At 36.1% G+C, this 23,297-nt stretch carries 22 protein-coding genes and 1 tRNA gene; 20 read left to right on the forward strand and 3 right to left on the reverse strand.

Annotated elements, in window-relative coordinates:
• Window position 1: 1 nt before the first annotated feature.
• From ACZ2M0_RS01470 to ACZ2M0_RS01530, 13 genes are all read left to right on the forward strand, one after another.
• Window positions 2-700, forward strand: a complete 699-nt coding sequence (locus ACZ2M0_RS01470) for a glycosyltransferase family 32 protein (RefSeq protein WP_223902445.1) — start codon at window positions 2-4, stop codon at window positions 698-700.
• Between the two features lies 1 nt (window position 701).
• A complete protein-coding gene (locus tag ACZ2M0_RS01475; protein WP_223902567.1) occupies window positions 702-1,166 on the forward strand; it encodes a SprT family protein in 465 nt (154 codons plus the stop codon).
• A 107-nt stretch (window positions 1,167-1,273) separates the two neighbouring features.
• Window positions 1,274-1,954, forward strand: a complete 681-nt coding sequence (locus ACZ2M0_RS01480) for a MarR family winged helix-turn-helix transcriptional regulator (protein ID WP_223902446.1) — start codon at window positions 1,274-1,276, stop codon at window positions 1,952-1,954.
• Window positions 1,955-2,033: 79 nt separating this feature from the next.
• On the forward strand, window positions 2,034-3,785 hold the full coding sequence (locus ACZ2M0_RS01485; RefSeq protein WP_223902447.1) for an ABC transporter ATP-binding protein: 1,752 nt from the start codon (window positions 2,034-2,036) through the stop codon (window positions 3,783-3,785).
• A 72-nt stretch (window positions 3,786-3,857) separates the two neighbouring features.
• Window positions 3,858-3,943: transfer RNA gene (locus ACZ2M0_RS01490), tRNA-Leu, on the forward strand.
• Window positions 3,944-4,108: 165 nt separating this feature from the next.
• On the forward strand, window positions 4,109-4,756 hold the full coding sequence (locus tag ACZ2M0_RS01495) for a glycoside hydrolase family 73 protein (RefSeq protein ID WP_198180913.1): 648 nt from the start codon (window positions 4,109-4,111) through the stop codon (window positions 4,754-4,756).
• Window positions 4,757-4,836: 80 nt separating this feature from the next.
• The gene (gene pcrA / locus ACZ2M0_RS01500) at window positions 4,837-7,089 is read left to right on the forward strand and encodes a DNA helicase PcrA (RefSeq protein WP_223902448.1); all 2,253 of its coding nucleotides are present in this window, start codon (window positions 4,837-4,839) and stop codon (window positions 7,087-7,089) included.
• Between the two features lie 46 nt (window positions 7,090-7,135).
• Window positions 7,136-9,148, forward strand: coding sequence for an NAD-dependent DNA ligase LigA (gene ligA, locus ACZ2M0_RS01505; RefSeq protein ID WP_490058246.1), 2,013 nt, complete (start codon window positions 7,136-7,138; stop codon window positions 9,146-9,148).
• A gap of 13 nt (window positions 9,149-9,161) precedes the next feature.
• Window positions 9,162-10,301 (forward strand): CamS family sex pheromone protein, encoded by a 1,140-nt coding sequence (locus ACZ2M0_RS01510; protein ID WP_034977775.1) that lies wholly within the window; start codon window positions 9,162-9,164, stop codon window positions 10,299-10,301.
• A gap of 14 nt (window positions 10,302-10,315) precedes the next feature.
• Window positions 10,316-10,618, forward strand: a complete 303-nt coding sequence (gene gatC / locus ACZ2M0_RS01515) for an Asp-tRNA(Asn)/Glu-tRNA(Gln) amidotransferase subunit GatC (protein WP_045927721.1) — start codon at window positions 10,316-10,318, stop codon at window positions 10,616-10,618.
• The gene (gene gatA, locus ACZ2M0_RS01520; RefSeq protein ID WP_490058247.1) at window positions 10,618-12,057 is read left to right on the forward strand and encodes an Asp-tRNA(Asn)/Glu-tRNA(Gln) amidotransferase subunit GatA; all 1,440 of its coding nucleotides are present in this window, start codon (window positions 10,618-10,620) and stop codon (window positions 12,055-12,057) included. The genes gatC and gatA overlap by 1 nt, the downstream gene beginning before the upstream one ends.
• Window positions 12,058-12,060: 3 nt before the next feature.
• Window positions 12,061-13,491: an Asp-tRNA(Asn)/Glu-tRNA(Gln) amidotransferase subunit GatB gene (gatB, locus tag ACZ2M0_RS01525; RefSeq protein WP_490058248.1), complete on the forward strand. Its 1,431-nt coding sequence runs from the start codon at window positions 12,061-12,063 to the stop codon at window positions 13,489-13,491.
• A 30-nt stretch (window positions 13,492-13,521) separates the two neighbouring features.
• Window positions 13,522-14,442, forward strand: coding sequence for a diacylglycerol kinase family lipid kinase (locus ACZ2M0_RS01530; RefSeq protein ID WP_490058249.1), 921 nt, complete (start codon window positions 13,522-13,524; stop codon window positions 14,440-14,442).
• A 66-nt stretch (window positions 14,443-14,508) separates the two neighbouring features.
• Here ACZ2M0_RS01530 and ACZ2M0_RS01535 read toward each other — a convergent pair whose 3' ends face one another.
• Entirely contained in the window at window positions 14,509-15,219 is a 711-nt protein-coding gene (locus tag ACZ2M0_RS01535; RefSeq protein ID WP_490058250.1) for a Bax inhibitor-1/YccA family protein, read from the reverse strand.
• A 172-nt stretch (window positions 15,220-15,391) separates the two neighbouring features.
• Between ACZ2M0_RS01535 and rlmD the strand changes: the two genes are divergently transcribed.
• The 5 genes from rlmD (at window position 15,392) to ACZ2M0_RS01560 (ending at window position 18,957) form a co-directional block, all read left to right on the forward strand.
• Entirely contained in the window at window positions 15,392-16,738 is a 1,347-nt protein-coding gene (gene rlmD, locus ACZ2M0_RS01540) for a 23S rRNA (uracil(1939)-C(5))-methyltransferase RlmD (protein WP_490058251.1), read from the forward strand.
• 279 nt (window positions 16,739-17,017) lie between these two features.
• Window positions 17,018-17,629, forward strand: a complete 612-nt coding sequence (locus tag ACZ2M0_RS01545; RefSeq protein WP_198213280.1) for a hypothetical protein — start codon at window positions 17,018-17,020, stop codon at window positions 17,627-17,629.
• A 201-nt stretch (window positions 17,630-17,830) separates the two neighbouring features.
• A complete protein-coding gene (locus tag ACZ2M0_RS01550; RefSeq protein WP_490058252.1) occupies window positions 17,831-18,097 on the forward strand; it encodes a hypothetical protein in 267 nt (88 codons plus the stop codon).
• Between the two features lie 117 nt (window positions 18,098-18,214).
• Window positions 18,215-18,595, forward strand: a complete 381-nt coding sequence (locus ACZ2M0_RS01555) for a YbgA family protein (protein ID WP_490058253.1) — start codon at window positions 18,215-18,217, stop codon at window positions 18,593-18,595.
• Window positions 18,592-18,957 carry a TIGR02328 family protein gene (locus ACZ2M0_RS01560; RefSeq protein WP_490058254.1) on the forward strand — a complete coding sequence of 122 codons (366 nt, stop codon included), beginning with the start codon at window positions 18,592-18,594 and terminating at the stop codon, window positions 18,955-18,957. Before ACZ2M0_RS01555 ends, ACZ2M0_RS01560 begins: the two co-directional genes overlap by 4 nt.
• A gap of 136 nt (window positions 18,958-19,093) precedes the next feature.
• On the opposite strand, the gene ACZ2M0_RS01565 is transcribed toward ACZ2M0_RS01560, so the two are convergent.
• Both ACZ2M0_RS01565 and ACZ2M0_RS01570 read right to left on the reverse strand, forming a co-directional pair.
• Entirely contained in the window at window positions 19,094-19,552 is a 459-nt protein-coding gene (locus tag ACZ2M0_RS01565) for a DUF3021 domain-containing protein (protein ID WP_490058255.1), read from the reverse strand.
• Window positions 19,549-19,983 carry a LytTR family DNA-binding domain-containing protein gene (locus ACZ2M0_RS01570; RefSeq protein ID WP_490058256.1) on the reverse strand — a complete coding sequence of 145 codons (435 nt, stop codon included), beginning with the start codon at window positions 19,981-19,983 and terminating at the stop codon, window positions 19,549-19,551. The genes ACZ2M0_RS01565 and ACZ2M0_RS01570 overlap by 4 nt, the downstream gene beginning before the upstream one ends.
• Before the next feature lie 1,179 nt (window positions 19,984-21,162).
• On the opposite strand from ACZ2M0_RS01570, the gene ACZ2M0_RS01575 reads away from it, so the two are divergent.
• Entirely contained in the window at window positions 21,163-21,717 is a 555-nt protein-coding gene (locus ACZ2M0_RS01575; RefSeq protein ID WP_490058257.1) for a restriction endonuclease subunit S, read from the forward strand.
• The gene (locus ACZ2M0_RS01580; RefSeq protein ID WP_490058258.1) at window positions 21,717-23,294 is read left to right on the forward strand and encodes a type I restriction-modification system subunit M; all 1,578 of its coding nucleotides are present in this window, start codon (window positions 21,717-21,719) and stop codon (window positions 23,292-23,294) included. Before ACZ2M0_RS01575 ends, ACZ2M0_RS01580 begins: the two co-directional genes overlap by 1 nt.
• Window positions 23,295-23,297: the final 3 nt, after the last annotated feature.

Consider the following 23,297-nt stretch of genomic DNA (forward strand, 5'->3'; position numbering starts at 1 on the left):
TATGATTCCCAAAATAATTCACTATGTCTGGGTGGGGGGCAACCCTAAGCCTAAAAATATTCAGCGTTGCATGAAAACTTGGACCAAGCATCTGCAAGACTACCAAATAATCGAATGGAACGAGGACAATTTCGATATTCACGAAAATAAATATGTTGAGCAGGCTTATCAAGCTAAAAAATGGGCGTTTGTTTCCGACTATATCCGGGCTAAAGCCGTTTATGAAATGGGCGGCATTTATATGGATACTGACGTTTTAGTCTTGGACAATTTGCATGATTTATTAAATAATAGAGCTTTTGTTGGTTTTGAAAATAAAGAGAATCCGTTTACGGCAGTCTTTGGCGCTGAAAAAGGTCATCCATTAATTAAAGACATGCTTTCTTATTATGATGACCGAGATTTTACATTTGATAAGCAGGACCAATTGGCGGGAGTCAATACTGTATCGGTGTCTGACATTTTAAAAAACAAGTACGGTGCTCAGCCTAATAACAAGGAGCAGCAATTGCAGACCGGTATACACGTTTATCCGGATGGCATACTTTGTAATCCGTCAGCACAATCAAAAACTATTCATGTGTTTACTGGTACGTGGATGGAAGGTGCCAAACCGTTAAAAAGAAAGTTAGTCACAGCTCTTAAAGTCAGGATTAAGACAAAAAAAGAGGCAGCTCTTTATGCCAAAGTTTTCAGATAATCTGACTGAAGAAGAATTACAGAACCTGGTGGCAGAAGTTTCTCTTAAGTATTTTGGCAGACAGTTTAAGCACCAAGTAAAAATTAATAAGCGCATGACAACAACTGGTGGTCGGTATCATTTAGATGATCACCACATTGAAATTAATGCGCATTTTTTAGTGCCGCAATATTATCAAGAATTGATTGGCATAATTAAGCACGAATTGACGCATTACCACTTACATTTAAATCACAGAGGATATCGTCATCAAGACCATGATTTTAAAGTTTTACTTAATAAAGTTGGTGGTTCAAGGTATGCACCGGATATTGGTCTCAGACGCAAAAGAAAAGCAAAATATTTGTATATTTGCACTATATGCGGTCAACAGTTTGTGCGGGTTCGGCGCGTTAATGTACGTCGTTATGGCTGTGGCAAATGCGGCGGCAGGTTAAAATTAGTCAGTTATAAAGAAGTTAAATAAAAGCTAATTAACATATTTTGTTTGACAAATTGTTAGGCACCAAACTATAATTTAATTGTAAATTATATTAGGTACCTAACTTTTTATTACATAAAAGGAGCTTAGTTATGAGTCAAGCAAGTGATCAATTAATGAAACAACTGCATTTTATTTTGCGGGCTAGTCGTTATTATATGTTTCAAAACAAAGAACCGATATCTGGACAAAAACGGGTATTGGCAGTTTTAAAACTTGAAGACGGTTTAACCCAAAATTATTTAGCTGAAATTTTGGCTTTGAAACCTGGTTCTTTAGCAGAATTATTGAAAAAAATGGAACTAAAAGGTGATATCTCACGTGAAGTTGATGAGCAGGACAAACGAGTTAAACGTGTTTATTTAACAGCAGCTGGGAAAGAAAAGGCTGCCAAGCTGGCTGAATTAAAAGACAAGCAAGATACCGAGCCTTTCTTTGCCGGTTTGACTGCGAAAGAGCAGGAGCAATTTGGTCAATATCTGCAAAAAATTGCTGCTGGCTGGGATGAAGATTTTAAGGAAAAAGCCACCGATTTTGTTGATCCCGCCTACCGCATGGAAAGAATTAAAAAATGGCGCAAATATGCTGCAGACCATGACTTCTCCAGGTCTGATATGCGAGACATGTGCCGCCACATGTATAGGAAGCATCACTGCCATCATGACTTTGAACCACGTGACTTTACCAAAAATTGTTATAATTATGATAAGATGCATAAATATGATCGGGACTTTTGGCGCAAATTCTGGCATAATGAAAATGAAGAATTATAATTAGCAAGATAAATAAAGAGCTTTTCAATTATTGAAAAACTCTTTTATTTAGTCTAACTAAGGAAAGCCGGTATCTTTTATGGCATTCAAGTCACTTAAAGATAAAACACAAAGTGTTAAATTCAGTGATTTTTTAAACTTGTTAAAAAGTTTGAATGTTAAAAAATCGTTATTTGCATTAGGGCTGTTTCTCAGTCTGATCACAAGTGTAGCAAATTTGGCTTTACCATTGTTAACCAGAGAATTAGTAGATACTAGCAAGTGGGATGATTTTAATTATTCGAGCTTAATTATTATTATCATTGTTTTTGTCCTTCAATTAATTTTAGGAACAGTGGGCGGATTTGTTTTGCGCTATTTTGGTGAAAGCGTTGTTAAAAGTCTGCGCGAACGCCTGTGGGGTCATCTTTTAAAGCTGCCTGTAAGTTATTTTGATGTTACTAAAGTAGGTGAAAGCAGTTCTCGTTTGGTTAATGATACGGGAATTATTAAAGATTTGCTGGCTTCTCAATTTCCTAACTTTATTACTGGGGCAATACAACTATTTTTCTCATTAATCATCTTATTTGTGATGGATTGGCAAATGGCCACCTTAATGTTTACCGTAATCCCTATTGTGGTAGTAATTTTATTGCCAATTGGTCGCATTATGGTGAGACTTGGTCGCAAATTGCAGTCAGAAACAGCTAAATTTAACGGTGATGTCAGTGAAAAATTGTCTGAGGTACGTTTAATTAAATCCAGTAATGGCGAACAGTATGAACAAGAATCGGGTAACCACAGGATCAAGAAGATTTTTACTATTGGCGTATTGGACGCTCGGGTTGAAGCTATTTTGCAGCCGATTATCATGACTTTGATGATGGCGGCTTTTGCAGGCATTCTGGCATTTGGTATTATTCGCGTAGGTCAGGGTTCTTTGACCAGTGGTTCTCTTGTAGCATTCTTACTATATCTGTTTAACGTGATTGCACCAGTTGCTAATTTTGCAACTTTCTTTTCACAGATACAAAAAGCCTTGGGTTCAACTGAACGCATACAAGCAATTTTACAAATTGAACCTGAAAAGAATTTAAGTCATCATACTTTTGATTTGAGTAATAAAACGTTGACAGCACAAAACGTTAGCTTTAACTATGTTAAAAATGAACCCGTTTTACAATCTATTTCATTTGTTTCAAAACCCAACTCTGTAATTGCCTTTGTGGGACCTAGTGGTGGCGGCAAATCTACCATTTTTGCCTTATTAGAACGCTTTTATCAGCCTGAAAGTGGCAAATTCACTATTGGGGATGAAAATATTCAAGATATTGACCTGGCAAATTGGCGCTCCCAAATAGGCTATGTTTCTCAGAACAGTGCTATTTTTTCCGGAACAATTCGGGAAAATTTGGTTTATGGTTTGACTAAGGACATGACGGACGATGAACTTTGGCACGGATTGGCTTTGGCTTATGCCGATCAATTTGTGCGGGAATTTCCTGATCAAATGGAGACTGAAATTGGTGAACGGGGAATTAAACTATCTGGTGGTCAGAAACAACGTTTAGCTATTGCCCGAGCTTTTTTGCGTAATCCTAAAATTTTGATGCTGGACGAAGCAACGGCAAGTCTGGACTCGGAATCCGAGGGAAAAGTGCAACAGGCTCTTGATAAACTAATGGTCAATAGAACCACATTGGTTATCGCACACCGCCTGGCTACGATAGTTAATGCTGATCAAATTTATTTTGTAGAGAACGGTAAAATTACAGGTCATGGTACTCACCACGAATTAATGCAAAATCACAGTTTGTATGCCAAGTATGTAAATGAGCAAATGGTCGATTAAAGCTTTTTAGCTAAAATGAGTAAGAAAAGTCTTGTGTTAAATTTAATTTTGGGTTATAGTATTGAATGTGTTGCGGGCATGGCGGAATGGCAGACGCGCAAGACTAAGGATCTTGTGATCGCTTTTAGATCGTGGAAGTTCGAGTCTTCTTGCCCGCATTTTTTAATGGAGCTTTGGCTCCATTTTTTTTGTATACTTAATTATATATGAGCAAAATTGTCATGTTAGCTTACTACTTTTATTTTAAAAATTAATTACATTGCATAATTTATACTCAAGAGAGGTTATACTTAAGAGGAGATTTTTAAAGCAAGGGAAAACAAATGGCGAGAAAACGAAAAAGCAAAAAATTATCTAATACAGCGATCATCATTCGAACATTTATCATTCTATTTTTATTGATTATTGCTTTTGCAACTTTTCGTTATTATCGCAGACAGGCAATTCAATCAGAGCAGATTAGACAGGAGCAGCTTGCTCGAGAACAGGCCAGGCAGAAGATCATCAGGCAACACAAAGCTTTTATCAGAGAAATAGGTCCGATAGCTAAAGAAGTGGATAAATCCTTCGATCTCTTGCCAAGTATTACTATTGCTCAGGCCTGCCTTGAAAGTGATTATGGCAAAAGCGACCTTTCACAAAAATACAATAACCTATTTGGCGTCAAAGGAAATAACCCTAATACTTCGGCAGTACTAAAAACCAAAGAGTTTGAAAAAGGTAAATGGGTAGTTGTTAAAGCTCGCTTTCAAATCTATGATTCCTATGAAGCTTCTATAAGGGCTCATGCGCGCTTGTTCCAAAAGGGGACAACTTGGGACGCAAAACAATATCGTCACGTTCTAGCTGCTAAGAACTATCAAACGCAGGCTCGAGCTCTAGTTAAAGACGGCTATGCAACTGACCCGAATTATGCCGACAAATTAATTAAGCTAATCGAAGAATACGATCTTGCACGTTTTGATAAATAGAATGCAATCAACTCAAAATATGGTCATGATTTTTGGTACAATAGAATAGTTAAAAAATTTTTGGGGTGAAAGAATTCAAAATGAGCGCAGAATCAATTTTAGCAGGTTTAAATCCACAGCAAAAAAAGGCAGTGCAGATTACTGAAGGACCATTATTAGTTGTTGCAGGAGCAGGTTCAGGGAAAACTTCTGTTTTAACCAGAAGAATTGCTTACCTTGTTGCTGAAAAAGGGATTGCGCCATGGAATATTTTGGCTATTACTTTTACCAATAAGGCTGCCACTGAAATGAGAGAGCGTGAGCATAAATTATTGGGACAACAGGCTGACAGTATTTGGATGTCTACTTTTCACGCTCTTTGTGTGCGAATATTACGGCGAGACGCAGAAAAAATTGGTTATACCAGTAATTTTTCGATTGCTGATTCGGCCGAACAGCTCACTTTAATCAAACATATTCAAAAAGAGCAAAATATTAATCCTAAAATGTACGAGCCACGCAGAATTTTGTCTGCTATTTCTAATGGCAAAAACGATTTACTCACTCCAGATGCATATTCTGCCAGTGCTGCTTCACCTTTTGAAAAAGTAACTGCCCAAGTTTATCAGGAATATCAAAAACGTTTAAAGAATGATCAAATTATGGATTTTGATGATTTGATCATGCAGACCTTAGTTCTGTTTAAAACTGATCCTACTGTTTTGCATTTTTACCAAAATAAGTTTCGCTATTTACTGGTTGATGAATACCAGGATACCAACCAGGCTCAATATGAATTGTGTCATGCATTAGCTGCACAATATAAAAATATTTGCGTTGTGGGAGATGCGGATCAGTCTATCTATGGTTGGCGCGGTGCTAACATGGAAAATATCATGAATTTTGAAAAAGATTATCATGATGCAGGCGTACAAACCGTCAAGTTGGAACAAAATTACCGTTCAACTGGACATATTTTGGCTGCCGCTAACGCAGTCATTAAGAATAATAGCAACCGTAAGGCTAAAAAATTATGGACAGACCAAGGTGAAGGAGCAAAAGTAACTTATTATCGAGCTCAAAGTGGCGACGATGAAGCACACTTTATCATTGCTAAAATTCAAGAAGAGGTCAAAGAGAAAAAACGTTCCTACCATGATTTTGCGGTATTATATCGTACTAATGCCCAGTCTAGAACGGTCGAAGAGTCATTCGTAAAGTCGAACGTGCCTTACCAAATTGTCGGTGGTCATAAGTTCTATGACAGAAAAGAAATCATGGACATTATGGCTTATCTGAAGTTAGTGGCTAATCCCAGCGATTCAATGAGTTTTAACCGCATTATTAATACTCCTAAACGTGGTATTGGTCCGGTGAGTGTTAGGCGCTTTATGGATTTTGCCCGTGATAATAATTTATCAATTCTAGGAGCCTTTGATCACCTTAATATGTCGGGCGTTACTGCACGGGCAGCGGCCAAACTGAGTGATTTTGGTGCTAAATTACGTGATGCAATTAATTTTGCTAAAGATCATAGCGTCACCGGTCTAACAGAAAAAATACTGCAGGATTTTGGCTATACAGCTGCTCTTAAGGCAGAACACACAATTGAAGCTGAAACCAGACTAGAAAACCTGGATGAATTTTTGTCTGTTACGAAACGTTTTGATGACGAATACGAAGAAAATGAAGACAGCGATGAGACCGAAAATGCTCTTAGTGACTTTTTAGCAGAAGTATCTCTTTTAAGCGACCAGGATGATTTAGCTAATAATGATGATCAGGTGGCATTAATGACGTTACACGCTGCCAAAGGACTGGAATTTCCGGTAGTCTTTTTAGTGGGGATGGAAGATGGACTTTTTCCTTTATCACGTGCTTTAATGGAAGATGATCAGCTGGAAGAAGAACGTAGACTGGCTTATGTGGGTATTACTAGGGCAAAGCGCGAACTATTCTTAACAAATGCATATTCACGTATGATGTATGGTCGAATGCAGAATAATCCGCCATCCAGATTTTTGGCAGAAATTGATCAAGATGATCTGGATATTGAAAATTCAGTTCCAATTACTTTCTCAAATGACAACTACCAGACACAAACTGCCCCGTTCGCTAACGCAGATGAACGAGCTCGTGCACAGGTTTACACTCCTAAAATTAAACCTGCTGGTGCAGTTGGTGCTGAGAAAAAGGGTTGGAATGTCGGTGATCAAGTAGAACATAAATCTTGGGGCAAAGGCGTTGTGACTAAGGTTAACGGTAAAGGCGAAGACATGGAGCTTGATATTGCATTTAGTGGCAAAGGAATCAAGCGGCTTCTAGCAGCATTTGCACCAATTAAAAAGGTATAATTAAGATAGAAGTAAAAAAATAGTATTTTTAATCAGGAGGAAGAAAATGGCAGATTTAACTCTTGATGAGGCCAGAAAAGAAGTTGCTGCGCTGAGAGATAAACTGGATGATTGGGCAAATGCATATTATACAAATGACACACCAGAAGTTGAAGATAATGTGTATGATAAAAACTATAATCGTTTAGTTGAGCTTGAACAGGAATTTCCGCAACTGGTGTCCCAAGATTCTATTACCCAAAAGGTTGGGGGTCAGATTGACAATCAGTTTACCAAGGTTAATCACGAAATTCCGATGTTATCAATGGGTGACGTCTTTTCAAAAGAAGAACTGCAGCAATTTGATGACAGGGTGCAAAAACAGGTTGGTCATGAAGTTGCTTATAACGTTGAATTAAAAATTGACGGTTTGTCAATTGCGCTAGAATATACTGACGGTAAATTAACCAGAGCTTCAACTCGGGGTAATGGACAAGTAGGTGAAGATGTTACTCCTAATGCTCGTTATATTGCAGATATTCCCCAAACTTTACCAGAAAAACTGACAACGGAAGTACGCGGCGAATGTTACATGGGCAAAGAGCCTTTTGCCAAACTTAATGCAGAACGTGATGAAAAAGGCGAAACAACTTTTGCTAATCCCCGTAACGCAGCAGCTGGGTCTTTGCGGCAATTAGATGCCAGCATTACCAAGCACCGTCATTTAAGTACGTTTATTTATACTTGGGTTAATCCGCCAGCAGAGATTACCAGTCAACATCAGGCTATTGAGAAAATGACGCAGCTGGGTTTTCACACCAACCAAACAGGCCGCAGAATTGCTAAAATGGCTGAAATTTTTGCTTTTATTGATGAATATACTGCAAAAAGAAATTCACTCGATTATGGCATTGATGGCATCGTCTTAAAAGTTGATGACCTAGATTTACAGCAAGAACTGGGAAACACAGTCAAAGTACCTCGCTGGGAAATAGCTTATAAGTTTCCACCAGAAGAGCAGGAAACTGTGGTTCATGAAATCAAATGGACCGTTGGTCGTACTGGTGTCGTAACGCCTACCGCTATCATGGATCCTGTGCAACTTGCCGGTACTACAGTTTCTCATGCTGTTTTGCATAACGCCGATTTGTTGCAACAAAAGGATGTCCGTATTGGTGATACCGTTATGTTGCATAAAGCGGGTGACATTATTCCTGAAATTTCAGAAGTGGTGCTGGCAAAACGGCCTAAGGATGCCCAGCCGTATCCAATCCCGACGACGTGCCCATCGTGTGGTGAAAAACTGATCCATCTAAAAGATGAAGTGGCTTTGCGTTGTGTTAATCCGTCTTGTCCCGCTCAAATTGAAGAAGGAATTACTCACTTTGCTTCAAGACCTGCAATGAATATTGATGGTTTAGGACCCAAAATTGTGCGACAGCTAATTAAGAATGATCTGGTACATAATGTGGCTGATTTATATCATTTAAATGCATCTGATTTAGCAAAACTAGATCATTTCAAAGATAAATCCATCAGCAATTTATTAAATGCAATTAATAATTCGAAAAGAAATTCAGTGGAATTATTGTTAACAGGGCTGGGTATTGATCATGTTGGTGCTAAAGCTGCACGTTTGATTGCACAAAAGTTTAAAAATATGGCAAAGATTATGGCAGCGGACGTGCAAGATGTGGCTGCAATAGATACAATAGGCATGACAATTGCAGAATCTTTAACAACCTATTTTGCTCAGGATGAAGTCGTAGAGTTAGTCAATGAACTTAAAAACAGCGGTCTTAATATGGATTATCTGGGTGCTGGTCCAGAAGAAACTGAGTCTATTCCAGATAATTACTTTAAAGATAAGACTGTTGTTTTAACAGGGACTTTGGCTCACTATACCAGAAGTGAATTTACTAAAAAATTGCAATCTTTGGGTGCAAAAGTAACTAGTTCTGTTTCTGGTAAAACAGACTATGTCATTTATGGTCAGGATGCTGGTTCCAAATACGCAAAGGCTCAGAAACTGGGCGTACCATTATTGACTGAGGAAGAAGCAATTGCTCAAGTTAAATAAAGGACCATTTAAAGTGAAAAAATACTTGCATATATTAGCGCTTTTAGGAATATCATTATGTTTGACGGCTTGTGGAAACTTGAAAAATTCTGACTTGGCGAATAATGCCAAAACATCTTCTAATTCCAATTCTAAAACTTATCAGACTACTGATACTGGTAACAATGGATATACTGTTTTGCTTAAAAACGGACACTATGTAACTAGCCCAATATCTGGTTTAACAGCAACTAATAATGATAATTCGGTGGATACCAGAGAATTAGAACGAGGCTTGGTTCAGATTTCTAAGGGTGTTTATTCAACCAATTCTTATGTTTTTCAAGAAGGTCAGTATATTTCTGCCAACATGGCTAATGAATGGTTAGGGCGCAAGTCAAAGTCAAATCCCAATGGTCTGAATCCTGAGGCTGGAACTAAGAAAAATTATCAGCCGTATTACATAGAAGAAATACTTGAACAAGATTTTTTGACAGGATCCGGTTCGAATTATCATATTGGCGGTATTAGCGTTGGTCTTGCTCTTAATTCTATTGATTACTATCAAAAGAAAAAAGATGGTCCTGAATATCAAGCCCAAATATCGCGTGCAAAGCAAAAGCAATATGGCCAAGCAGCAGCTGAACAAGTCGTAGCTCGCTTGCGGAAGAAAAAATCGTTAAAGAAAATTCCAATCACTGTTGGTCTTTTTGCTAAAGAAAGCAAGGATTCGTTAGTTGCTGGAACTTACTTTTTGAGTGGGACAGCGGCTGCTAATAGTAGTAAAATAACTAAATGGAAAACTATTAATACTCAATCTGAAGTTTTGCCTACTGTTGGTGGTAAAAAAGCAATCAACAGCAGTGATGCTTCCAGTTTCAATAGTTTTAAAGAATCTATTCAAAATTATTTCCCTAATATCAGTGGTGTAACGGCAACTTTACGATATGAAAATGGTAAATTAGCTCAGGAAAATATTTCAATTACTACCCAGTTTTATGGGTATGAGCAAATACAAAGTTTCACGAGACTTGTTTTATCAACTGCAAAGAAGTATTTAGCTAATAACGTGCCAATTGAAATTAAAATTGGCTCTGTTAATGACATCCAGGCTTTAGTTGCCAAGGAAACAGGGGATAGTAGTTATCAAGTCCATATTTATGGTGGCGAATAAGGAGGTATATTTGCGTGGAAATTACAGAAGATACAATTAAACACGTTGCGACTTTGTCGCGACTTGAAATTGATGAAAAAGATATCGGCAAAGTAACTGAACAAATGAGTTCAATTATTAATATGGCAGATCAATTGTCAGAAGTTAATACCGATGGCGTTAAGGAGACAGTTCAGGTTGTTGATCGTGATACTGTTTTTAGAGAAGATAAGCCTGAACACTGGCAAGACAGAGATGAATTAATGAAAAATGTTCCTGATCAAGCCAATGGCTTCATTAAGGTTCCAGTAATTATTAACAAGGATGAGGACGAGTAATGAATTATTTAAATGAAGATATTGACTCTTTAAATGAAAAGCTTGCCCAAGGAACTTTGTCTGCAGACAAATTAGCGCAAGATACAATCGATAATATTAAAAAAACAGATGACAAGTTGAATGCCTGGATTACTGTTCAAGAAGATGCCAAACCTGCAAATAATCTTGATTTTGATCAAAATAAACTTGCTGGTATTCCAATTGCTATTAAAGATAACATTATAACTGATGGTGTTAAGACCACAGCTGCCAGTCATATTTTGGATAATTATATTCCGGTATATGATGCAACGGTTATTGAAAGGCTGAAAAAAGCACAAGTGACTTTCGTGGGCAAAACCAATATGGATGAATTTGCGATGGGTTCTTCTACTGAACATTCATACTTTGGCATTACTCATAATCCGTGGAATCTGGATAAGGTACCGGGTGGTTCATCGGGCGGTTCAGCTGTTGCTGTTGCTTCTGGACAAGTTGTAGCTGCTTTAGGTTCAGACACTGGTGGTTCAATCAGACAGCCTTCTGCATTTAACGGTATTTTTGGTATTAAGCCGACATATGGTCGAGTTTCACGTTGGGGTTTAATTGCATTTGCTTCTTCATTAGATGAAATCGGTGTGATGAGTAAGCGAGCAAAAACCTCGGCTCAAGTTTTAAATGTTATTGCAGGTAGTGACGATCACGACTCTACTCTTTCAACTAGGGCAGTTCCCGATTTTACCAAGTATATTGGTCAAGATGTTAAGGGTATGCATGTAGCGGTAGTTAAAGAATATATGGCTGCAGTAGATGGTGATATGCGTTCTGTTCTGCAAGAACAAATTGATGCTTTGGAAAAAGCAGGTGCTATTATCACCGAGGTATCTTTACCTTTAACAAAATATGCAGTTCCCGACTACTATATCATTGCTTCAAGTGAGGCTTCGTCAAACTTGCAAAGATTTGATGGTATTCGCTACGGCTACCGTGCTCAAGATACTAAGAACCTATTAGATGTATACGTTAAGTCGCGCTCAGAAGGCTTTGGCGAAGAAGTTAAACGCCGGATTATGCTGGGTTCCTTTGCTCTTTCGGCTGGATCTTATGATCGTTTCTTTAGACAAGCATCTAAAGTAAGAACGTTAATTTGTGACGAATTTGATAAGATTTTCGCTGAAAATGATGTGATTATGGGACCAACGACAACAACTCCTGCTTTCGGCATCGGTAGTGAAATTTCCGACCCAATTAAAATGTATAACAATGATATCTTGACAATTTCAGCCAACTTAGCTGGAATTCCTGCTGCCAGCGTTCCAGCTGGTTTAGTTGACGGGATGCCTGTAGGGTTGCAGATTATGGCCAAACGGTTTGATGAAGGCAGTATTTTCCAAGTTGCTGACTTTATTGAAAGAACTAATAAGTTTTATGAAAAAACACCAACTGGAATGGAGGATTAACTGATGAATTTTAAATCAACGATTGGGTTCGAAGTTCACTTTGAATTAAAAACTAAAAGTAAGATTTTTTCACCTTCGCCAGTAAGTTATGGTGCAAAACCCAACACGGAAACAAATGTAATTGATTGGGCGATGCCGGGTGTTTTACCTTACGTTAACAAGGACGTTTACCGTTTAGGCATTATGGTTGCATTAGCCACACATGCTCATATTTTGCCAACAACTCATTTTGACCGGAAAAATTACTATTACCCAGATAGCCCTAAGGCTTACCAAATCACCCAATTTTTCCAACCACTAGCTCGTGATGGCTATGTTGAAATTGAATCTCACGGTAAGAAAAAGCGTATCGGCATTCATGAAATGCACATCGAGGAAGATGCCGGCAAGAATACTCATGGGACCAACGGTTATTCTTACGTTGACTTAAACCGGCAGGGTGTTCCTCTACTTGAAGTTGTTTCTGAGCCCGAAATTGCAGATCCTGATGAAGGCTATGCTTACCTTGAAAAATTGCGTAAGATAGTGCAATTTACCGGTGCTTCCGACGTTAAGATGGAAGAGGGATCAATGCGTGTTGATACCAACATTTCCATTAGACCTGCCGGTCAAAAGGAACTGGGTACCAAAGTTGAAATGAAGAACCTGAACTCTTTTGAACATGTTCGTAAGTCTTTGGCATATGAAGAAAAGCGTCAAGCTCAAGTTCTTCTTTCAGGTGGCCGCGTGCAACTTTCTACTCGCCGCTTTGATGAAGCTACTGGTAAAACAGTTTTGGAGCGTGTCAAAGAAGGCGATGCTGATTACCGTTACTTCCCTGAACCTGATATTGCCCCTGACCATATCAGCCAAGAGTGGATTGATGAAATTAAGTCTACCTTGCCACGATCAGCTGAAGAACGTTACAATCAATACGTGAATGAATTTGGTCTGAAAGAATACGACGCAAATGTTCTTCTGCAAACCAAAGAAAGTTCAGACTTCTTTGATCAGACGGTTGCTGCTGGAGCTGATCCGCAGCTTGCTGCTAACTGGATGAACACTCAGGTTAATGGTTATTTGAATGATAATCGGGTTGAACTTTCTGATATTAAGTTGACACCGGAGCATTTAGCTGCCATGATTAAACTGATTAAAGATGGTACGATTTCTTCTAAGATAGCTAAAAAGGTCTTTGCAGAGACAATTGCTAATGGTACCGATCCTAAGAAATATGTTGAAGACAAAGGTATGGTGCAGTTATCTGATACCAGCGTCTTGGCACCTATGGTTAAAGAAGTTGTTGATAACAACCCACAATCAGTAGAAGACTTTAAGAATGGTAAGGATCGGGCAATTGGTTATCTTGTCGGTCAGTTAATGAAACAAACCAGGGGCAAGGCCAATCCAAAGATAATTAATAAGTTGCTGAATGAAGAATTGCAAAAGCGTTAAGTAAGTTTTGAAGTAATAAGGGTAGAAATTATGACTGAAAAAGCAAGATTGATCTATAATCCTGTATCTGGTCACGAACAGATGCCTAAAAATGTCGCGGATATATTGGACGTTTTGGAACAAGCTGGGTATGAGGCAAGTGCTTTCAGAACTACACCAGAAAGGCAGAGTGCTCAAAGAGAAGCTACCCGTGCTGCGAATGAAGGTTTTGACCTGATTGTCGCTGCTGGTGGTGATGGCACCATCAATGAGGTGGTAAATGGGATTGCTTATTTAGAGAAAAGACCCAAGATGGCAATAATTCCTGCTGGCACTACCAACGATTATGCGCGAGCATTACACATTCCGCGAAATGATATTTCTGAAGCAATCAAAGTTGTCCTTAAAAATAAAACTCGTAAGATGGACATTGGGCAAGCGACTTTTGCCAAAGATGTCCAGTATTTCGTCAATATTGCCGCTTGTGGCTCACTAACAGAATTAACTTATGGAGTTCCATCGGAAGTAAAGTCTGCCCTGGGTTATACTGCATATTTAATTAAGGGTGCGGAAATGTTGCCGCATCTTACAGAAAACGAACTGCGTCTGACTTATGATGAGGGCGTGTATGAGGGCAAGCTTTCAATGCTATTGCTCGGAATGACTAATTCTATTGGTGGTTTTGAACAAATAATGCCTGACGCCCAACTAAGTGATGGCTTATTCCAATTGATAATTGTTAAACCTTCTGATCCAGTAAAGTTATTAAAATTAATGGCTTTAGCTTTAAACGGCAAACACGTTGATGATCCTGACATTATTTACACCAAGACGCGTAGTTTAAAGATTGAGTTAATTGGTAAAAGCAAGGGAGAGAAGTTGCCGGTTAACCTTGACGGTGAAATTGGTGATTATTGTCCTGTTACCTTTAAAAATTTACAACAACGAATTGAATTTTTCGTTGGTGAGTAATTAAAACACAAAGAAAGAGCAACTGCTGTTAATAGTAGTTGCTCTTTTACTTGTTAATAAAATCTATTAGTTACGGCTATTGCCACTGCCACCAAAGATTTCTAGTAAGAACATAAAAATGTTAATGAAATCAAGGTAAAGTTGTAATGCGCCAAGAACTGCTAAGCCATTAGTTGAAACTTGATTTCCGTAATTGACGTATATTGCTTTCATTCTGTTAGCATCACTAGCAACTAAGCCGGTGAAAAGAATGACACCGATAAATGAGAAGACATAGGTAACGGCAGGGCTACGTAAAAACATATTAACCACCCAGGCAACAACGAAACCAAGTAAAGCAGCACTCAAGTATGAATTCCAATTGCTAAGATCCCTTTTAGTAAAAGTACCAAACAAGGCCATGGCAATAAACACGGCAGATGCTGAAACAAAAGCAGTGGTGATTTGGGTACCGGTATAAAAGCCGGCAATTAAGGCAAACTCAAAGCCGTAAATTGCTGATAAAATTGTTAACATTACTAGACTGGCAACTGGATTGCGATCAGCTTTAAAACTAATACCCATTGACAAGCCAAATGGGACAAATAAAATGAGCCACATCATGGCCACTGGCATGTTCATCACAGCGCTTCTGAATACGGTCATTGTTAAGTAGGCTGCTAACGCAGAAACAAGTACCGCTCCAGCCATCAAGGCATACATTTTAGTTAAAAAAGTATTGGTTTCGGAGATGGTGTGGATTTGGCGCCTATCTGAATTAGTATCGTAATTATTCATGAAAAACGTCCTTTCTTTAAGTTATTAGTATTAAAAGTAACACAGACAACAATAAGTGTGAAGGGATAAAGTTGAAATTAATCCAATATTAAGAATAGGCATGTACATTACTTTTGCTTGGATTTTTAGTAAAATAGATATATTAATCAGTGTTTGTAAAAAAGGACAAAATATGGAAAAGAATCAAATAATTGAACTTGAAATTACCGACTTATCATATGAAGCTATGGGAGTAGCTCATTATGAAGGGATGACGGTATTCGTTAACAATGCTTTACCGGGAGAAACGGTAGAAGCCAAGATCTTAAAAGTCAAAAAGAGTTTTGCTTTTGCTAAAATCGAGCAAATCATTAAGGAAAGTCCTGACCGGGTTAATATTAAGCTCAACCAGTGGGTTCAAACCGGCTTGGCATCTTTAGCACACGTTAAATACGATAAACAACTGGAATTTAAACGTAATCAAGTAGTAAATTTATTGCAGAAAGCACATTTAGATGATGTAAAAGTAGGCGAGACTTTGCCTAGTCCAGAACAAACTGGCTACCGTAATAAGGCACAGGTGCCAGTGCGTGAAGTTAAAGGCCAGCTTGAAATTGGTTTTTTTAGAAAACATTCTCATGATTTAGTGCCACTGACTAATTTCTTTACGACTGATCCTGAAATTGACCGAGTTTTGGTTGCTGTGCGTGACATTTTAAGACAATATCGTGTTCCAGCTTACGACGAAATTCATAATCAGGGTGAAGTCAGATATTTGGACATTCGCCGCAGTAAAGCGACTGGTGAAATTATGGTCATCTTGGTTTGTCTGCACAAAGATTTTCCTCAGTTACCAAAAGTAGCAGAGGCTATTAAACAAATTGATGGTGTCACTAGCTTAGTATTGAATTATAACCCGAAGAAGACCAACGTTATCTTAGGTAAAGTTGATTACTTAATCTTTGGCAAACCACAAATTACGGATCAAATAGGTGATGTTAAGTTTAAGATTTCCCCTGAAAGTTTCTTTCAAATCAATTCACTGCAAACTCCCCGCTTATATGATTTAGCTATTAAAAAAGCTGATTTACAGCCTGACGATATTGTGATTGATGCATATTCTGGTATTGGAACCATTGGTTTAAGTGTTGCCAAACACGTCAAATCTGTTCGCGGAATTGAAAGTGTGTCTGACGCGGTGAAAGATGCCAATAATAATGCCAAACTAAACGGTATCAATAATGCCAAATATGTGACTGGTAAGGCAGAAGAAGTGCTGCCAAGATGGGCTGCTAAGGGGATGAAAGCTGATGTCATCTTTGTTGACCCGCCAAGAAAAGGATTAACACCAGAATTTATTGAGGCAGCAGTAAAAACTGGTCCAAAGAAGATTGTTTATATTTCATGCAATCCCGCAACCATGATTCGTGACCTGCAAGAGTTTATGAAGGATGGTTACACCTTTAGCCAAATCGATCCCGTTGACATGTTTCCACAAACACCACATGTCGAAGCAGTGACGGTATTAGAACGGGCTTAAAAATAGCTAATAAATATTTGTAAGATGAAAAAATTGATATAAAATAATAAAGATATGACACAAATATCTTTTTGTAAAGTAAATGTGAATAAGTTTGGAAAAAGTAATTGAATAAAAGTTTAAAAACTGACGTTAGAAAGTTCTAATGTCAGTTTTTATGATGAAATAATTTTGACCAATCAGGAAAAAATAGCTTAAAATTAAAGTTATTAACATTAGTTATAAGCTATAGAAAAACAAGAGATTTTTATAAATAAGGGAAGATAGGATACAGAAGTAATGGATACTGATGATGAAAATTTAAGATCTACAAAAAACGTGAAAAATCTCACAAAAATAATTTCTCCAGATATTAAGTCTATTCAAGAGGCACTTAATTCAGGTGATGAAAAGCAACTTAAAGCTGTTCATATGGAAATAGATGGAAAGTATTCAGCTTATATTAAAAACTTTGGTCAGAGTATGTATGCTTACGATAAAAAATATGGATTTACTTATGAATATTTGGATAAAGAGTCATTAATTCATAATTTGCATATTATGAAAGGAAGGCTTACTGGATATGTTAATATTTTTAAAATTGATCAGAATTCCACGTTAATGCAAAATATTAACTTGAATGTTCCAATTAGCAATAAAAATGAGCAAAACATGAACTTTTCCTTCGAAAATGCAAAATCTCGGATAGAAAATTTGCCAGGTCTTAGTGAAAAAGATACTGAAAACGTGAAGTCTAGAATAGATGAGTTAGAGAAAATAAATAATTCTAAAATGTCAAAAAAAAGAAAATGGGAAAAGGTGAAGCCAATAGTCTTATTTGTATTGGATAAGGGTGCTGATGTTGCTATTACAATTATGAATTTAATACTTCAGATGAAGCTTGGAATGTGATTTTACATATTAATGTCTAATGTGTGACCTTCTGGAACCATTTACAATATTGAGGTTATTGGAATGGTAGATCGAAAATAGTAGAGTTCCTTTGTAATAGCTAAAATTTGCAAATATTATTATCTTGCTGCTGGATAAGGGAGATATCAAATTTATCATGATCGCATTGATTACTTGTTATATGATTTGAAACATTACTTTATGGGTAAAGAAACGCCAATGCAAAAAGCCTATCAAAATAATAATACTAAAATTTGGCTAGATGCCTTTACTGATGATTTCCCAAAATTTATTCATGAAATGCACTTCGAAGATTTTGTTAATGAAGACTATGATGTGCTGGATATTGAGTTTGGACAAAGAAAAACTGTTACTGGCGATTTACAGCAACTTCAGAGTAATTCTAAGAATAAAATTGTTCAAAAACGATACATGGAACAGCTGTTGACTTTGGACAAGTTGTTTTAATAAATTTAGTTTCATTCGTTTGTTGTAAAATATTATTTAGTAATAAAATTTAGTTAGGTAGAATTTATTATTAATAAAACTATGCATTTAAATGCATAAAAAATAGGACAAATGAAAATGGATAAATGGCAAGAAGAGTGGGCTTATAATAAATATTGGGTGATGGCTCATTCTCAACAGTGCTATGAGCAGATTAGGTTGCTGGCTAAGGACAACGAATGGACAGAGCAAAAGAATATTGAATTTAAGGGTTTATTAGAAAAAGCAGCCAGGCAAACACCAACGGTTAAAACTTTAACCAACGCTTATCAACATGTCTGGGGCTACTTTAAGAAAATGTGTACTCCGGAAGAAAAACAAACTTACTTACATTTATTGCAAGAATTGTCACCAACAGAAGATGAATTGGGTCCATTTTTAAGTCGTTTAGCTGAAAAATATCAAGTTTCTTATTTATTAAACTCACGTTTAATTCAGGAGTGCAAAGAAAAATCATGAGATTATGGCATCAAGACTTAATTTGGCGATTGCCTAAGCAACAGTTATTAGGGCAACATCGAGAAATTGCTGCTTTGCGCGGACGTGGCTGGGGCAAACCACATGCTACTGTTAACTATGTTTTTCAACATTCACCTTACAAATTGTATCAATTTCATTTATTAGTATTAGCTGAAATGCAACGGCGCCATTATCATCCAGATGCTAAATGGTTTGATCCTTATTATAGAGGACAATATTGTCTTAAGTATGATAGTTTACCAGCTATTCCGTGGACTGATCCAATTTACCCAGAGCACGACGATGCATATTTACAAAGTTGCCTAGATAATTTACATCAAAAGGGAATAGATTTATATTGAGTTTAGTTTGCTAAAAAGCGGAAGACTAACATTGAATGATGATATTTTCATAAATTTCTTTATTAAGAAACACAAGTAAAAAAGTTGAGCACTTTGATATGAATGCTCAACTTTTTATTTTGCCATTGCAATTAGATTACTTTGTTTTGATTTTATGATTAATACTTGCAATCTCCTTTGCAATTTTATGGTAATTATAATACCAGCAAATTAAATAGATGATGACGAAAATTACAGTAAATTTTATAAAGTTAACCAAGTTTAACGAAACCCAACCAGCTAAAAGGGCTAAAAAAACAAACCCTAAATAGTAGGTAAAGAAATTTATAACCGTCTTCTTTAATAATGACCATTGGTTAATAGTGAAGATAAAACTGCCAAGACCGAAAAAAATTCCAGTGACCGCCCAGAGAATAATTGAGACGCTAAAAGCATTGAGCAAATTACTAAATTTTGTCGTAAAAGATGGACTGGATGGAACGTAAACTGAGCTATGTGATGCATAACTGCAAAAGATAGAAATCATTAAGCCAATGAAGATGCCTCTAACGGCAAAATTAAACAAATAATTGATAAATCTCTTTGTGTTTTTCATATTCCTAACCTCTCTTTCAGGTTCTTAATATTTCTTCTTGATATTTGTACGCGATGCTTATTAGTCAGAACAACATCGATTAACCCATTATTAAGTAATTCAAGGTGATCGATGTGTTGATAATTAAATATAGCGCTGCGTGAAGCTTCAATAAAATAGTTCGGTAAATCTGCTTTCAAATTTGATAAACGATCATTATATGTAAGTTGCTGCTTTTCTGTATAAACATTAATATCTCTATTAGCAACTTCAAGTGAATAAATATCTTCAAAATTAATCGGATAAATTTGAGATTGATAATGGCACCATAATGAATTTTCTGACTGTGCTAATTTTTGCAAAAGTTCATTAATTGCTGGTGTCAATTTTTTGATCCATAATTCACCATGCTCTTCACCGATATTAGGGTCAACGTGACAATTTATTTTCATTTCTGGCTTCTCCTTTCTGTTAATAAGTATAGTAGATGAATTTCACTTTTATCCCAGATTACTGCAAATGGTGGAATAAATGTCATTAATGGTTAATTTTTAGTATAAAGTGGTTTTAAGTTTTTAACTTTTTCAAAACACATAATGTTTAAACCGCTTACACTAAATAATATACAAAATGACTATACAAAATTAATATTTTTTCTTGATATTTCAATTGAAATATGATAAAACAATATTATATTTCAAATGAAATATTTTAAAATATGTGAAAGGAATAACCAGATATGATTCAACAACAAAACCTTTTCAATTTAATTGGAAATAAAGATGTTCAGATATATCTTTGGGTCCTTTTTTCAACGTTTGAGTTTTTAATAGTTTTTATTTCGATATACTTCAAAATTTTTAATTTTTTACAGTTTTCAACTAAGAATATTTTTAATTCAAAATTTTTAAAGAAAGAAAAAATAAGGATCTTAAAAATTTCAGTTTTTACTGTTATTTTATTTTTAGATAACAGTATTATCTTATTTCCTTTTCGTAATTTAAGAATTTTTAACTTGTTTCTCGATGCTGTACCAATTGTCTTGAACATTAAGTCTTATATTTATAACACTAATGAGGAAAAAAGTAATATCAGTATATTGATGTTAGTCTTATCCATATCTAGTTTTTTTTTAGAACTTCATTTCTATTATTTTCCTTTCAAGAAAATTCTTTATTTAGTTATTTTAATAATTGATTATTTATTTTTAAATTTTTTTAAAAATGAAAATTAATAAAATTTCTGTTTTAGTTCTTAACATGGAAGATATATTAGCGGTAAAGGAATTTTTCCAACTTAGTGTAGAATAAAAATATTGCTATACTGCCTTAGCAATTAATATTTTCTCACGTTTCAGTGGGCAAGCTAATTAAATATTAGTGACTAAGAGGAGTAAAAAAGAGCAATGTGTACTGTTTAAGAAAAAGGCAGGAAAGGTCATTAAGGTATTCAGCGCGGAGCAATTGATAGGTTGAAAGCCTATCGTAAATATTGTTTTGCACTTATCATAAATTAAAGCAGATGAACAGAATTAATTTGATTATGCTAAAATTAAAAATAGTAAAAGATATACCTGACGAAAATATAATAACTTAAGAATAGTAATTTTTAGACTTTTAGGAGGTTTTATTTTGAGATTAGAGCAAGTTGTGACTTTCTTTTCTGGACCTAATTCATTGGAATTAAAAAAGAAATATAGTAACTACAAAGTTTATACTAATGAAGATTTGGAAAAAGATCTACATCTAGGCTTTGTTACAAAAAATACCCCTATGTCCGAATCACCAATATTGGATATGGGAGATATCGTAACTAATACAATGACTAATCGAACGGCAATTGTTTCTCCGGATTCCCGAGATAAAGTGATTCCACAAAATATTAATAAGCTCAGTTTTAAAAAAGGTGGAGATGCTTGGTACTTGTGTTATTTACTCAATGAGTCTCAAACTGTGAAACTTCAATTACATAAAACGATGGAAGGTAGCGTTTTAAGAAGAGTAACTTTGAAAAACTTGAAGCAGCTCGAAATCAAATTGCCTACTTTAGAGGAACAGCAAGAGATAGGAAAGTTATACCGTTTGTTACTAATTAAAGAGAGACAGCAAAACGAATATCAGAATAAAATGAGGCAAGCTATTTTAGAAATTATAAATAAAAAAGATATTAATGGAGGATATAAATAATGTCAAATACAACTACAAGTTTACAACAAGGGCTGTTCAGTGCAGCAGACTCATTACGATCGAAAATGGATGCGAGTCAATATAAAAACTATTTATTGGGCACAGTCTTTTATAAATATTTATCTGATCACATGCTTTACAACGTTTTGGAATTATTAGCTGATGAACCTGATGGAACGCTAGATGAAGCTCAAAAAATTTATGAAGATAATGCCGATGATGCAGAACTAGTTAATGAATTGCGGGTATCATTAGGTTATGTAATTGAACCTGAATATACATACAATAGTATTTTAAAAGCGGTCAACAACCATACTTTTCAGGTCAAGCAATTAGGGGATGCCTTTAATAAACTAGAAAGCTCGGATCAAGACTTTGAAGGGTTATTTGATGATTATGATTTGTATTCTAAAAGTTTAGGAAGTACAGCGCAAAAAAGAACAGATACTATAGCTGGAGTTATTCAAGCAATTGGCAAAATAGAATTGGTTAAAACTTCAGGAGATAGTCTGGGAGATGCTTATGAATACTTAATTAGTCAGTTTGCTTCAGAATCTGGCAAAAAAGCGGGTGAATTTTATACACCTCAACAAGTTTCTGAGCTGTTAACACGCTTAACATTAGTGGGTAAAGATTATTCTGCCGGAATGACAGTTTATGATCCTGCTATGGGGTCTGGGTCTTTGCTCTTAAACTTTAAAAAATATGGCTCAGCTCGTGATCGAGTTACTTACTATGGGCAAGAAATTAATACTTCTACATATAACTTGGCCAAAATGAACTTGATTTTGCACAACATTGACCAAGCAAACAGGCATTTGCGTAATGGCGATACTTTAGACGAAGATTGGCCAGCAGAGGAAGCCAATAACTTTGACGCGGTTGTTATGAATCCACCATATTCATTAAAATGGTCAGCAAACAAGGGCTTTTTAGATGATCCTCGTTTCTATCCTTATGGTGTTTTGCCACCTAAGTCCAAGGCTGATTATGCCTTCTTGCTTCACGGTTATTACCATTTAAAGCACAGTGGTGTGATGTCTATAGTTTTGCCTCATGGCGTTCTTTTCCGTGGCGGTGCTGAAGGTAAAATCAGACAAAAGCTGCTTGAAAATGGTGCGATTGATGCAATTATCGGTCTACCAGCAAATCTTTTTTACAGTACCAGTATTCCAACAGTGATTGTTGTACTTAAAAAAGATAAGCAAGACCGTGACGTCATGTTTATTGATGCTTCTAAAGGTTTTGAAAAGGTTAAAACGCAAAACAAATTGCGTGAAGAAGATATAAACCGGATTTTAACTACTTATTCTGCACGTCAAGATGTTGAAAAATATGCTCATTTATCAAAATTTGATGAGATTAAAGAAAATGATTTTAATCTAAATATTCCACGTTATGTTGATACTTTTGAAGAAGAACCACCAGTTGATGTGCAAAAACTAGTTGCAGATATGGCCAGCATTACAAAAGAAGAAAAAGAAACAACTGATGAAATTAAGCATTCTTTGGATGAATTGGTTGGCACAAACCCAGAAGCACAAAAAACGCTTGAACAATTAAAGGATATTCTATAGTAA

The organism is Lactobacillus sp. VURO6/B1 (VP7) (genome assembly GCF_058139575.1).

What these genes read in the sequence shown, in the direction of transcription:
- ACZ2M0_RS01470 (WP_223902445.1), top strand. Translation starts at nt 2, where the DNA reads ATGATTCCCAAAATAATTCACTATGTCTGGGTGGGGGGCAACCCTAAG.
- ACZ2M0_RS01480 (WP_223902446.1), top strand. Translation starts at nt 1,274, where the DNA reads ATGAGTCAAGCAAGTGATCAATTAATGAAACAACTGCATTTTATTTTG.
- ACZ2M0_RS01485 (WP_223902447.1), top strand. Translation starts at nt 2,034, where the DNA reads ATGGCATTCAAGTCACTTAAAGATAAAACACAAAGTGTTAAATTCAGT.
- ACZ2M0_RS01495 (WP_198180913.1), top strand. Translation starts at nt 4,109, where the DNA reads ATGGCGAGAAAACGAAAAAGCAAAAAATTATCTAATACAGCGATCATC.
- pcrA (WP_223902448.1), top strand. Translation starts at nt 4,837, where the DNA reads ATGAGCGCAGAATCAATTTTAGCAGGTTTAAATCCACAGCAAAAAAAG.
- ligA (WP_490058246.1), top strand. Translation starts at nt 7,136, where the DNA reads ATGGCAGATTTAACTCTTGATGAGGCCAGAAAAGAAGTTGCTGCGCTG.
- gatA (WP_490058247.1), top strand. Translation starts at nt 10,618, where the DNA reads ATGAATTATTTAAATGAAGATATTGACTCTTTAAATGAAAAGCTTGCC.
- gatB (WP_490058248.1), top strand. Translation starts at nt 12,061, where the DNA reads ATGAATTTTAAATCAACGATTGGGTTCGAAGTTCACTTTGAATTAAAA.
- ACZ2M0_RS01530 (WP_490058249.1), top strand. Translation starts at nt 13,522, where the DNA reads ATGACTGAAAAAGCAAGATTGATCTATAATCCTGTATCTGGTCACGAA.
- ACZ2M0_RS01535 (WP_490058250.1), bottom strand. Translation starts at nt 15,219, where the DNA reads ATGAATAATTACGATACTAATTCAGATAGGCGCCAAATCCACACCATC.
- rlmD (WP_490058251.1), top strand. Translation starts at nt 15,392, where the DNA reads ATGGAAAAGAATCAAATAATTGAACTTGAAATTACCGACTTATCATAT.
- ACZ2M0_RS01545 (WP_198213280.1), top strand. Translation starts at nt 17,018, where the DNA reads ATGGATACTGATGATGAAAATTTAAGATCTACAAAAAACGTGAAAAAT.
- ACZ2M0_RS01550 (WP_490058252.1), top strand. Translation starts at nt 17,831, where the DNA reads ATGGGTAAAGAAACGCCAATGCAAAAAGCCTATCAAAATAATAATACT.
- ACZ2M0_RS01555 (WP_490058253.1), top strand. Translation starts at nt 18,215, where the DNA reads ATGGATAAATGGCAAGAAGAGTGGGCTTATAATAAATATTGGGTGATG.
- ACZ2M0_RS01560 (WP_490058254.1), top strand. Translation starts at nt 18,592, where the DNA reads ATGAGATTATGGCATCAAGACTTAATTTGGCGATTGCCTAAGCAACAG.
- ACZ2M0_RS01565 (WP_490058255.1), bottom strand. Translation starts at nt 19,552, where the DNA reads ATGAAAAACACAAAGAGATTTATCAATTATTTGTTTAATTTTGCCGTT.
- ACZ2M0_RS01570 (WP_490058256.1), bottom strand. Translation starts at nt 19,983, where the DNA reads ATGAAAATAAATTGTCACGTTGACCCTAATATCGGTGAAGAGCATGGT.
- ACZ2M0_RS01580 (WP_490058258.1), top strand. Translation starts at nt 21,717, where the DNA reads ATGTCAAATACAACTACAAGTTTACAACAAGGGCTGTTCAGTGCAGCA.